The 12,147-nt window shown below is 68.3% G+C and carries 11 protein-coding genes; 4 read left to right on the top strand and 7 right to left on the bottom strand.

Annotated features, from left to right (window positions below; translation table 11 throughout):
• Positions 1-87: 87 nt before the first annotated feature.
• Positions 88-675: a LysE family translocator gene (locus CFB41_RS23860; RefSeq protein ID WP_089442578.1), complete on the top strand. Its 588-nt coding sequence runs from the start codon at positions 88-90 to the stop codon at positions 673-675.
• 10 nt (positions 676-685) lie between these two features.
• Here the strand turns inward: CFB41_RS23860 and CFB41_RS23855 are convergent, their stop codons facing one another.
• Positions 686-1,531: an AraC family transcriptional regulator gene (locus CFB41_RS23855; protein ID WP_089458116.1), complete on the bottom strand. Its 846-nt coding sequence runs from the start codon at positions 1,529-1,531 to the stop codon at positions 686-688.
• A gap of 175 nt (positions 1,532-1,706) precedes the next feature.
• Here CFB41_RS23855 and CFB41_RS23850 point away from each other — a divergent pair, with 175 nt between their 5' ends.
• Positions 1,707-2,501, top strand: a complete 795-nt coding sequence (locus tag CFB41_RS23850) for an SDR family NAD(P)-dependent oxidoreductase (RefSeq protein WP_089458115.1) — start codon at positions 1,707-1,709, stop codon at positions 2,499-2,501.
• Between the two features lie 27 nt (positions 2,502-2,528).
• Here CFB41_RS23850 and CFB41_RS23845 read toward each other — a convergent pair whose 3' ends face one another.
• From CFB41_RS23845 to CFB41_RS23825, 5 genes are all read right to left on the bottom strand, one after another.
• Positions 2,529-2,903: a hypothetical protein gene (locus tag CFB41_RS23845; RefSeq protein ID WP_089442751.1), complete on the bottom strand. Its 375-nt coding sequence runs from the start codon at positions 2,901-2,903 to the stop codon at positions 2,529-2,531.
• Positions 2,904-3,117: 214 nt separating this feature from the next.
• Positions 3,118-4,188 (bottom strand): AI-2E family transporter, encoded by a 1,071-nt coding sequence (locus CFB41_RS23840; RefSeq protein ID WP_089442581.1) that lies wholly within the window; start codon positions 4,186-4,188, stop codon positions 3,118-3,120.
• Positions 4,189-4,316: 128 nt separating this feature from the next.
• Positions 4,317-5,426, bottom strand: coding sequence for an NADH:flavin oxidoreductase/NADH oxidase (locus tag CFB41_RS23835; RefSeq protein WP_089442582.1), 1,110 nt, complete (start codon positions 5,424-5,426; stop codon positions 4,317-4,319).
• Between the two features lie 142 nt (positions 5,427-5,568).
• On the bottom strand, positions 5,569-6,255 hold the full coding sequence (locus CFB41_RS23830) for a type 1 glutamine amidotransferase domain-containing protein (protein WP_089458114.1): 687 nt from the start codon (positions 6,253-6,255) through the stop codon (positions 5,569-5,571).
• Positions 6,256-6,659: 404 nt separating this feature from the next.
• Positions 6,660-7,688, bottom strand: a complete 1,029-nt coding sequence (locus tag CFB41_RS23825; protein ID WP_089458113.1) for a substrate-binding domain-containing protein — start codon at positions 7,686-7,688, stop codon at positions 6,660-6,662.
• Positions 7,689-7,860: 172 nt separating this feature from the next.
• On the opposite strand from CFB41_RS23825, the gene CFB41_RS23820 reads away from it, so the two are divergent.
• Both CFB41_RS23820 and CFB41_RS23815 read left to right on the top strand, forming a co-directional pair.
• Positions 7,861-9,459: a glycoside hydrolase family 68 protein gene (locus CFB41_RS23820; RefSeq protein ID WP_089458112.1), complete on the top strand. Its 1,599-nt coding sequence runs from the start codon at positions 7,861-7,863 to the stop codon at positions 9,457-9,459.
• Positions 9,460-9,610: 151 nt separating this feature from the next.
• The gene (locus CFB41_RS23815; protein ID WP_089458111.1) at positions 9,611-11,248 is read left to right on the top strand and encodes a glycoside hydrolase family 32 protein; all 1,638 of its coding nucleotides are present in this window, start codon (positions 9,611-9,613) and stop codon (positions 11,246-11,248) included.
• A 97-nt stretch (positions 11,249-11,345) separates the two neighbouring features.
• Here CFB41_RS23815 and CFB41_RS23810 read toward each other — a convergent pair whose 3' ends face one another.
• Positions 11,346-12,095: an SDR family oxidoreductase gene (locus CFB41_RS23810; RefSeq protein WP_089458110.1), complete on the bottom strand. Its 750-nt coding sequence runs from the start codon at positions 12,093-12,095 to the stop codon at positions 11,346-11,348.
• Positions 12,096-12,147: the final 52 nt, after the last annotated feature.

Raw genomic sequence — 12,147 nt, 5'->3', positions numbered from 1 at the left:
TCCAACGAGGGCAGTTTTCTTCAATACGGGCCCGCGCGGCGCCCGTAGTCTCGATGCGACTTTCGACCTTTCGCATGGAGACACCCAATGAGCATGCTGGTTTCGATGGCCGCGTTCGCGCTCGCCTCGTCGATCACCCCCGGCCCCGTCAACATCGTCGCGCTCAGTGCCGGCGCACGCCACGGCCTCGGCGCGAGCCTGCGCTACGCGGCCGGCGCGACGCTCGGCTTCGTCGCGCTGTTCCTGCTGATCGGCCTCGGGCTGCACGCGGCGCTCGCGCGCTGGCCGGTGCTGACGACGGCCACGCAGTGGTCGGGGATCGCGTTCCTGCTGTATATGGCGCTGCGGCTCGCGCTCGATGACGGGCGGCTGTCGGCCGACCCGGACGTGGCCGGCCCGTCGGCGGCGGCCGGCGCCGCAATGCAGTGGCTGAATCCGAAGGCGTGGCTCGCGTGCGTGGCCGCGATGGGCGCGTATGCGGCCGATGGCGACCGCACGCAGGTCTGGCAGTTCGCCGCGCTGTACCTGGTGATCTGTTTCGCGTCGATCGCGTGCTGGTCGTATGCGGGCGCGTCGCTGCGGCACCGGCTGGCGAACGCGCGGCACATGCGCGTGTTCAACCGCCTGATGGCGCTGCTGCTCGCGGGCAGCGCCCTGTTCCTGCTCGACGTGTAGCGCGTGACGTTCAGCTCGTCGCGCTGCGATACTGGCCGGGCGTCGCGGCCGCGATCCGCCGGAACGCGCGCTGGAAATGGGCCTGGTCGGCGAAGCCCGCGTCCAGCGCGACGTCGGCGATCGGCCGGCCGCGGCGCAGCTCCGTGCGGCCGTACTGCACGCGGCGATCGATCAGGAACGCATGCGGCGTCATCCCGTAGCGGGCGTTGAACGCGCGGATCAGGTACGACGGCGACAGATCGGCCGCCGCGCAGATCGCATCGAGCGTGACGCCCTCGCGGCAATGCGCGGCGATGTAGTCGGCCGCGCGCGCGAGCCGGGCGTTGTCGTCCCCGGCGCGCGGGCCGGGCAGGTCGCGATCGAGCGCGCCGTGCAGCGCCGTGAAGAACTCGACCGCCGCGCTCTCCTTGCCGAGCGGATCGACGCCGGATGTGACGAGCGTGCGGTAGAAGCCGCCAAATTGCGCGAACAGGTCGTGCCGCTGCGTCAACTTCTGCGAAAAACCGTGAAAATCGCCGTTCGGATCGCGGCCCAGCGAATGCTGAAGCCGCGCGAGCCACGGCACGTCGACATAGACCATCCGGTACGCCCATGCGTCGGGGCCATACGGATTGCACGCATGCACCTGTTCCGGATCGATGATCACCAGCACGCCGCGCCCGACGTGCGCGTTCGTCGCGCCGTTCACGTAGGTGCTCGTGCCGCCGACGATCGCGCCCACCGAAAACGTGTCGTGCGTGTGCTTCGCGTAACAGATCGCGCGGCCGTCGTCGACGGTGCGCGCTTCGATGAACGGCAGCGCGGCATCCCGCCAGAACGGCGACGGGACGACGGATCGGTTGGCGGTACGGCTCACGCGGCGGGCTCCCGGTTCGGACGGCGAACGCTCACCGTACAAGACTGTGCGGTGCCGCGCAACCGGCGCGGCGGATCGCAGCTTCCATGCCGGATCGCGCCGTTTCGCCTAAGCTTTGAATTCCGTCCGCCGCGGCACGCGCAGCGATTCCGTTCATTTCTCTCACGTCACGCACATGCATATCGATCTGAAAGGCAAGACCGCGGTCGTCACCGCCTCCACCGCCGGCATCGGGCTCGCGATCGCCGAAGGGCTCGCGGGCGCCGGCGCGCGCGTCGTCGTCAACGGCCGCAGCGATGCGTCGGTGCAGTCCGCGCTCGCGCACCTGCGCGCCGCCGTCCCCGATGCGGACTTCGACGGCGTCGCGGCCGACCTGTCCGATGCCGCCGGCGTTGCGCGCGTCACGCAGCACACGAGCGCGGCCGACATCCTCGTCAACAATGCGGGCATCTACGGCCTGAAGGCGTTCTTCGACATCGACGACGCCGAGTGGGAACATTACTTCCAGATGAACGTGATGTCCGGCGTGCGCCTCGCGCGGCATTACCTGAAGGGGATGATCGAACGCAACGCCGGGCGCGTCGTGTTCATTTCGTCGGAATCCGGCCTGAACATCCCGGTCGACATGATTCATTACGGTTTCACGAAAACGGCGCAGCTGTCGATCGCCCGCGGCCTCGCGAAGCTCGCGGCCGGCACGAACGTGACGGTCAATTCGGTGCTGCCGGGGCCGACGATGTCGGACGGCGTGCGGGCGCTGCTGAAGGAAACGGCCGACGAAACCGGCCGCAGCGTCGAGGACGTGGCCGTGGATTTCGTGCGCAGCCAGCGCTCGAGCTCGATCATCCAGCGGCCGGCGACGCCGGAGGAAGTCGCGAACCTGGTGGTCTACGTGTGCTCGCCGCTCGCGTCGGCAACGACGGGCGCCGCGTTGCGGGTGGACGGTGGCGTGGTCGACACGATCGCGTGACGGCGAACGGGCAAGGCCGCCGCCGCGCTAGCGCGACGCGGCCTTGCCCGGCTGGAGCGTGCCCTTGCGGTCGGCGTTCATGCAGGAATCGAAGCCGTATTGCGTGACGACACCGGCCCTGTCGAACACGACGAAATACTCGCGGTGATCGTTGCCGTGCTCGATGAAGTAGTTGTAGCAGACGCCGTTGCCGTTGCGGACCATCCACACGCTGCGCGGATTGCCGGCGGCCCGGACGACATCGGCGCGCGTCGCGCCGTGCCGCGACGCGGCCCTCGCGAGCGGCGTGCGCGAATACGAGAACGGCAGCCACGAGTCGAACCACGCGCAACCGTGCAACATCAGGCAGCTGGCGGCCAGGGACAGCGTCGCTGCGGGACGGGACATCGTAATCAATCGCATGCTTGGGAAAATCGGCCGCGCCATGCCGGCGTAATCGAAAGCCCCATGCTACTCGACCTTTGGGTCCGGATCGAAAAGAAATGTAGAGATCTTTATCCGAATCCTTGCATTGCATGCTCCGGCACACGCGTGATCGGCACCCGTCGCGGCGGCCGATGTGCGCCTGAACGCGCATCCGTACCGCCGCTTCATGCCGCCGCCTCGGCACGCATCGTCATGCAATCCACTCGGCCCACAGCATCGTCAGCACCGTCATCAGCGCGGGGCCGACGAACAGCCCGATCAGCCCGAACGTCTCGGCACCGCCGAGGATGCCGAACAGCACCAGCAGGAACGGCAGCCGCGCGGAACTGCCGATCAGCACCGGCCGCACGAAGTGCTCGGCGACGAACACGACGACGAACCCGAGCACGGCCACCACGATCGCCCACATGGTCGCGCCCTGCACGAACAGCCACAGCGCCGCGCCGCAGAACACGACAGGCGCGCAGAACGGCAGCATCGCGGCGATGGCCGTGACGAGGCCGAGCAGCGCCGCATGCGGGACGCCGGCCAGCGCATACGCGATACCGAGCAGCGCGCCCTCGCCGAGCCCGACGACGACGAGCCCCGTCACCGTGCCGAACACGGCCGCGACCATCCGCTCGATCAGCTCCGCGCCGCTGCGCCCGAACGCGCGCCGTGCGCCCTGCAGCAATGCCCCCGACAGCTTGTGGCCGGCGCGCAGGATCACGAACAGCGTGACGAGCATGAAGCCGAATTCGAGCAGCGCGTGCGCGAGCTTGGTACCGAACTGCCGGCCGAACGCGAGGAATTTCTCGCTGTTGACGCCGTGCATCGCGGTGGCCGCATGCAGCGGATGGGCGAGGTTGGCCTGCCACCATTCGGTGATCTGCGCCGCGCCGTAAGGCAGCCTCGCGACCACGTCCGGCACCGGGATGCCGTTTTCCTGGATCGTGCGCAGCCACTCGCGCAGGTCATGCACCTGGCCGATCGCCTGGGTCGCCGCGACGGCCACCGGCAGCACGACCAGCAACGAGATCGCCGCCGTGATGACGACCGCGGTGAGCGTCGGGCGGTTGCGGAACAGCCGATGCGATTCGAAGCGCTTCAGCATCGGCCACATCGCGATGGCGATCACGCAGGCCCATGCGATGGCGGGAATGAAATCGCGGATCACCCACAGCGCGATGACCAGCAGCGCCGCCACCAGCACGGCGCGGGAGATCTGCTGCGTGCGCGGCCGTGCGGCGGGCTCGGGAGACGACGGGACATGTGCGGCCATGGCACCTCTGTCGAAAAGAAAAAATGGCGGTTCGCGCAGGCAACCGGCCTGCGCGAACCGCCATTCTATCCATCGGCGCCGGATCGGCGGCGCATGGGATGCGCGCGCCGCCCCGGCACCCCGCCCGCTCAGGCCACCTTGTCGGCGCTCCGGTAACGCTCGAGCCAGTGTGCGTACGGCGCGGGCAGCGTCCACGACGGACGCTCGACGCCAAGTTGCTTGGCCGCGTAGTACGGCCAGTGCGGGTCGGCCAGATGCGCGCGGCCGACCATCACGAGATCGAGCTGCTCCTCCGCCACCACGCGGTTCGCGAGTTGCGGCGTGTCGATCCCCCACGCGGACGACACCGGCAGCCCGGCCTCGCGGCGCACGCGCTCGGCGATCGGCGCGAGGAACGCGGGGCCCCACGGGATCTGCGCGTCGGGCGTCGAGAAACCGACCGACACGCTCAGCATGTCGAGCCCTTCCCGCTTCAGCCGCTGCGTGAGCGCGATCGACTCGGCGAGCGTCTCCTCGTCGCGGCCGTCGTACTCGATCACGCCGAAGCGCGCGGTCAGCGGCAGATGCTCCGGCCACACCTTGCGCACGGCCGCCAGCGTCTCGACGAGGAAGCGGCCGCGGTTCTCGGCCGAGCCGCCGTATTCGTCGTCACGCTGGTTCGCATGCACCGAGAAGAAGCTCTGGCCGAGATAGCCGTGCGCGAAGTGCAGTTCGAGCCACTCGAAGCCCAGGTCGCGCGCGCGCTTCGCCGACGCAACGAAGTCGGCCTGCACGCGTGCGATGTCGTCGCGCGTCATCGCGCGCGGCGTCTTCGGCAGGTGCGCGCCGAACGGCACGGCTGACGGCGCGATGGTTTGCCAGCCGCGCGGATCGCCGTCGGCGATATGATCGTCGCCTTCCCACGGACGGTTCGCGCTCGCCTTGCGGCCCGCGTGCGCGATCTGGATGCCGGGCACCGCGCCGGCCGCCTTGATCGCCGCGACCGACGGCGCGAACGCTTCGGCCTGCGCATCGTTCCACAGCCCCGCGCAACCCGGCGTGATGCGCCCTTCCGGCGACACGGCCGTCGCCTCGGCGATCACGAGGCCCGCACCGCCACGCGCGATGCCGGCCAGATGCACGTGATGCCAGTCGTTGACGACGCCCTCTTCCGCGACGTACTGGCACATCGGCGGCACCGCGATGCGGTTGCGCAGCGTGACATCCTTGAGTTTGAACGGTTCGAACAGGGCAGACATCCACGGCTCCTTTGCTTGGTTCTACAAAACGACTGGAAACGCGTCGCGCAACGTGCGCGACGGAACGATTCGGGCCGTCGACGGGCCGGCCTGCGCCCGGCGACGGATACGGGATGGCGCCGGCCCGGCCGGCGCCCTGGGCTCAACGGCGGCCGAGCTGCGCGAGCAGCGCCTCGGCGGCAGGCTCCGACGACGCGGGGTTCTGCCCCGTGATCAGCAGCCCGTCGGTGACGACATGCGGCGCCCAGTCGGCGCTGCGCTCGAACGCCGCGCCGTTGGTCTTCAGCATGTCCTCGACGAGGAACGGCACGACTTCCGTCAGTTCGACGGCCGCTTCCTCGCTGTTGGTGAAGCCCGTCACACGCTTGCCGCGCACGACCGATTCGCCGGTCTGCGGGTTCTTCACGTGACGCAGCACGCCCGGCGCGTGGCACACAGCCGCGACCGGCTTGCCGGCCGCCAGCGCGCGCTCGATCAGGCCGATCGAATGCAGATCCTCGGCGAGATCCCACAGCGGGCCGTGGCCGCCCGGGTAAAACACGGCGTCGTAGTCGTCCACGGACACGTCGGCCAGCTTGCGCGTCGACGCGAGTTCGGCCTTGGCCGCCGCATCGGCGTCGAAGCGGCGCGTCGCGTCGGTCTGGGCCGTCGGGTCACTGCTTTTCGGATCGAGCGGCGGCTGGCCGCCCTTCGGCGACGCGAGCGTCAGCTCGACACCCGCATCCTTGAACGTGTAGTACGGCGCGGCCAGTTCCTCGAGCCAGAAGCCGGTCTTCTTGCCGGTGTCGCCGAGCGTGTCGTGCGAGGTCAGGACAACCAGAATCTTCATGATCGGATACTCCTTCGAAAATGGATGACGGGAACGGGGCCGCTCGACCGGTAACTCCGGCTGGTCAGCGCGGCACGCCTGTGGGTTAGTCAGCTGTGACGCGTCAACGTGCGACCCGTGTATCCGAATGCGACATGCGTCTATTAGACCAGTCGTCTAGAATTATTCGAAATAAAACGACGGCGTCTCGCTGCACCACCAGCATCGCAGCGCGAAATGGCATTCAGATGGCATTTCGCGTCTTCGTTGCCTGCGCCGCGGACGTCGTCGCATTCATGGGAACGAATGATAGCCCCTGATTAGACCGGTCGTCTAGTAACCCCTGCATTCGTCATGGCCTTTTCGGTGGCGCGCGATCCGCCGGCGTCTGCCGTGGCCCGCGCCCTTCACCTGCGCGGCCGCGGCTAGCCGCGCAACGGCCCGTCCGTGTCACCCGCCTCGATCGCCGGTGCTTCGAGCCGCTGCTCGCGAACCCCGTCGCCCAGCAGCCGCAGCATCAGTTCCGCCAGTGCGCGCCCCGATGCGTGGCCGGTCGGCTGCACGACCGCCGTCACGCGATACGGATGCGCGAGGTTCGGCGGCACGCCGTCGTAGACGATCAGCGACATGTCCTCGCCCAGGCGCAGCCCGCTGTCCACGAGCGCCCGAAACGCGCCGCCGCCCGCGATGTTGTTGTCGACCAGCAGCGCCGTCGGCCGCTCGGTGCGCGCGAGCAGCGCCCGCGCCGCCTGCCATCCGCCGTCGTGCGTAAACGGACACTCGACCATCAGCGCCGGATCCGGCTCGATACCGGCTTCGCTCAGGGCCGACAGATAGCCTGCGCGGCGCTGCGCGGCGAAATTCAGCGCCAGCGGCGCGCTGATCATCGCAATGCGCCGGTGCCCGAACGCCGTCAGCCGACGCACCGCGTCCCGCGCGCCGGCCTCGTTGTCGAAATCGAACCACGCATACGGCTCGGCCACCTGCGTCCGGCCGTAGGCCACGTACGGAAACGCGCTCGCCTGCAGGTACGCGATACGCGGATCGTCGACCCGCGTGCGCGCGACGATCAGCCCGTCGACGAGCTTGCCGTCGACGATGCGCCGATAGGTGTCCAGTTCCGCATTCGGTCGCGCCGACGCGATGATGAAATCGAGATTGCGTTCCGCGAGCCGCTCGGTGATGCCCGCGACGACCTCGCCGAAACGCGGATCGCCGAGATCGCCCGCGCCGAACGGATAGACGATCCCGACCACGTCCGCCCGCCCGGTCGCGAGCCGGCGCGCGGTCGGATCCGCCACATAGCCCATTTCCCGCGCAGCCCGCGCCACGCGTTCGCGCGTCGCCTCGCTGACGTCGTCGTAACCGTTCAGCGCACGGCTGACCGTCGTCCGCGACAGCCCGAGCGCGTCCGAGAGCGCCTTCAGATTCACCTTCACCGTCGTTCCTCGCATTCCATGTGCCACACGGCATGCCAGCGGGCGGCAATTGTTTCCGCTCGGTAGCGATTACCGTCAAATAAATATCTTTTGCGTTCCAAACCGGTTTGAAATAGCATCCAAACCGGTTTGGACATCGATGCCCACTCAGCCGTTCACTTTCACTTTCCCTGGAAACGACGACGAGATGACATACTTTTCCCTTTTCCGCCCGACGGCGGCCCAACGCTTGTTCCTCGCTGGCGGCGTACTCGCCGCCTTCGCGTCCGTCGCGCATGCGCAGTCCGGCGGCACGGGCGCGCCCCTGCCCACGCCCCATACGCAGCAGGCCTACGATCCCGAGGGCAACTTCACGATGCGCTGGACGCGGGCGGACATCCGCCAGATCGTCGCGCAGTCGCATACCGCCGGTGCCGACAAGAATTCGCTGCCGCAGGCGCTGACGATGCCGGACATCCCGCAGGATTTCCCGCTGATCAATTCGAACGTGTGGGTATGGGACACGTGGCCGCTGGCCGACCTGCGCGCGAACCAGCTCAGCTACAAGGGCTGGGAGGTGATCTTCTCGCTCACCGCCGATCCGCATGCGGGCTACACGTTCGACGACCGTCACGTCCATGCGCGCATCGGCTTCTTCTACCGTCGCGCGGGCATCCCCGCGTCGCAGCGCCCCGCGAACGGCGGCTGGACCTGGGGCGGCCACCTGTTCCCCGACGGCGCCAGCGCCAAGGTGTTCGGCACCGCGCCGATGACCAACAACGCCGAATGGTCGGGCTCCGCGCGGCTCACGCACGGTGACAACGTCAGCCTCTACTACACCGCGACGTCGTTCAACCGCTCGGCGCCCGGCGGCGCCGACATCACGCCGCCGCAGGCGATCATCACGCGCGCCGACGGCCATATCCACGCCGACGCCACGCACGTCTGGTTCAGCGGCTTCGACGATCACAAGGCGCTGCTGCAACCGGACGGCAACTACTACCAGTCCGGCCAGCAGAACACCTACTTCTCGTTCCGTGACCCGTTCGTGTTCACCGATCCCGCGCACCCGGGCAAGACCTACATGGTCTTCGAGGGCAACACGGGCGGCCCGCGCGGCGCACGCACCTGCACCAACGCGGATCTCGGCTACGCGCCGAACGATCCGTACAAGGAAGATCTCAACGCGGTGATGAATTCGGGCGCAGTGTATCAAAAGGCCAATGTCGGCCTCGCGATCGCGACGAACCCGCAATTGACCGAGTGGAAATTCCTGCCGCCGATCCTGTCGGCGAACTGCGTCGACGACCAGACCGAGCGCCCGCAGATCTACCTGAAGGACGGCAAGTACTACCTGTTCACGATCAGCCACCGCACGACGATGGCGGCCGGCGTCGACGGGCCGGACGGCGTGTACGGCTTCGTCGGCAACGGCATCCGCAGCGACTTCCTGCCGCTGAACGGCGGCAGCGGCCTCGTGCTCGGCAACCCGACGGACTTCTCCGCGCCGGCCGGCGCACCGTATTCTCAGGATCCGAACCAGAACCCGCGCGAATTCCAGTCGTATTCGCACTACGTGATGCCGGGCGGGCTCGTCGAATCGTTCATCGATGCGATCGGCCCGCGCCGCGGCGGCACGCTCGCGCCGACGGTGAAGGTCAACATCAACGGAGCGTCGACGGCGGTCGATCGCGCCTACGGACGCGGCGGACTCGGCGGCTACGGCGACATTCCGGCGAACCTGCCCGCGACCGGCGGCGGCCACAATAGCGGCAACAGCCAGGGCAATCAGGATAACCAACAATAACGAACGCTGGTAAAGGCACGGGGTTAAGGAGGCGCGTATCGCGCGTGTCGCGTGCGCGCCTCTTTTTTTCTTCCATCCATCGCGCACATCGCCGCTGAAAGCGGCATGCGCCCTCCTTTCCCGCTTTGCACGACGAAGCACGAAACCCCGCATGATATCGACGTCTTTCCTCTTTTCCGTCCGCATCGCCCGGTTGCTGCTCGCCTTCGTGGCCTGCTCCCAGGCCGCTGCCGCGCCTTGCAACGTACCGGCCGAACATGGCACGCCGCAATGGCGGCCCGCGCTCCACTACACGCCGCAGCGCAACTGGATGAACGACCCGAACGGGCTCGTCTACGACAACGGCCGCTATCACCTGTTCTATCAATACAATCCGCTCGGCCGCGACTGGGGCAACATGTCATGGGGCCACGCGACGAGCACCGACCTCCTCCACTGGCGCGAGCAGCCGGTCGCGATGCGCGCGAACGCGACGGAGGAAATCTTCTCCGGCTCGATCGTCGCCGACACGCTCAACACGTCCGGCCTGGGCCAACCGGGCCACACGCCGCTCGTCGCGCTTTACACGAGCGTGTACCAGGCAGGCTCCGGTCACGCGCCGGGCGTCCAGGCGCAGTCGCTGGCGTACAGCCTCGATCAAGGCGCGAGCTGGCAGCCGTACGCACACAATCCGGTGCTGACGCTCGATCCGGAATCGAAGCAATTTCGCGATCCGAAAGTGTCGTGGTATGCGCCGGGCGGCTACTGGCTGATGACGACGGTCGTCGCCGACGCGCACGTCGTGAAGCTCTATCGCTCGGACGACCTGATCCACTGGACTTTCCTGAGCGACTTCACGCGGCCGGGCGTGCCGCACGACGGCGCGCTGTGGGAAATGCCCGACCTCGTGCCGCTGCCGCTCGACGGCGACCCCGCGCGCATCCGGTGGGTCATGATCGTCAACGTCAATCCGTGGTCGATCGCCGGCGGCTCCGGCGCGATGTACTTCGTCGGCGACTTCGACGGCCGCACGTTTACACCGGACCGCATTGCGCCCGCCGGCTCCGATCCCGCGCAATTCCGCTGGGTCGACCATGGCGCGGACTTCTACGCAGCCGGCACCTTCTCGGGCGCGCCCGGCTCACGGCCGGTCGCGATCGCGTGGATGAGCAACTGGGATTACGCGGCAAAAGCGCCGACCGCGCCGTGGCGCGGCGCGACGACCCTGCCGCGCGAACTGTCGCTGAAAACGATCGACGGCGAACCGACGCTCGTCGTCGCACCGGCCGCCGCGTTCGACGCCTGGGCGGACGGCAGGCCCGCCGTGCACGAAGGCGACCTCGCGGTCGATTCCACGATACGTGCGCTGTCGGCCGCGACGCGCGGCGTCGTCCAGCGCATCACGGTCACGCTCGCACCGCAGCACGCGGCGCGTGCCGGCCTGATCGTCCGGCGCTCGGCAGATGGCTCGGTCGGCACCCGGATCGTGTACGACACGGCAAAGCGCACGCTGACGCTCGACCGCTCGCAGTCCGGCGAAACCCATTTCGCCGACACGTTCAGCAAAGAGCACATCGTGGACCTGCCGCTCGAGCATGGGCAGTTGCGGCTCGAGATCGTCGTCGATCGCGGTTCGGTGGAAGTGTTCGCGAACGGCGGCCGGGTCGCGCTCACCGACCTGATCTTCCCGCCGCTCGACGCGGACCGCGTCGCCGTGTTCGCCGAACACGGCCGCGCGACGTTCTCCGGGCTCACGGTGACGCAGCTCGAAGCCGGTGGTGATGGGCCTGGCGACCGTGCGGCGAGATGATGGATGCGATGGGCGGACGCCGTCCGTCCGACAATTGACGGGGGCTGCCGCCCGGCATCTCGCTGGCCGGTTGCAGCCCCCGCCGGAGCCGCACCGATCAGAGCAAGCCCATCCCGCCCGATGCGATGATCTCCGCCCCGACGATGAACGCGGATTCCGGCGCGCTGAGGTGCAGCACCGTCGACGCGATCTCGTCCGGCGTGCCGAACCGGCCGACCGGCACGAGGCCCTTGATCTTCTCTGCCGTTGCGTCGAGCGTGGCCGCGTCGAGCCCGAGCTTGCCGTAGAGCGGCGTCTGCACGGGCCCGGGGCTCACGACGTTCACGCGCACGCCGTGCGGCAGCAACTCCGTCGACAGCGTCTTCGCGAACGAATTGACGGCCGCCTTGCTCGCCGCATACACCGACGAGCCGGGCATCCCGATGTGCGCGTTGATCGAGCCGTTGATCACGATCGACGCGCCGCGGTTCAGCAGCGGCACCAGCGACTGGATCTGGAAATACGCGCCCTTCACGTTGGTGTTGAACACGAGATCCCACATGGCCTCGTCGCTGTCGGCGAACGGCGCGAGCTTCGCGACGCCCGCGTTGATGAACACGGCGTCGAGCCGCGCCCCCGCCGATGCGATCGCATCGGCCAGCGCACGGGCCGACGCGACGCTGCCGGCCTCGTTGCGGATCGCCAGCGCGTCCGCGCCGAGCGTTTGCCGCGCGGCCTCGAGTGTTTGCGCATCGCGCCCGGTGATGATGACGCGCGCACCTTCTGCCGCGAATGCCTTGGCGGCCGCCAGGCCGATACCGCTGTTGCCACCCGTGACGAGGACCGTCTTTCCTTCGAAGCGTTGCATGATGTTCTCCTTTGAACCGGTGAGTTGACCGTGAACACAGGATGCGCGCCGC

The organism is Burkholderia sp. AU33803 (genome assembly GCF_002223095.1).
GTDB lineage: Bacteria > Pseudomonadota > Gammaproteobacteria > Burkholderiales > Burkholderiaceae > Burkholderia.
The sequence above is the reverse complement of the archived record's forward strand: the minus strand, read 5'-3'. Positions and strand labels throughout refer to the sequence as shown.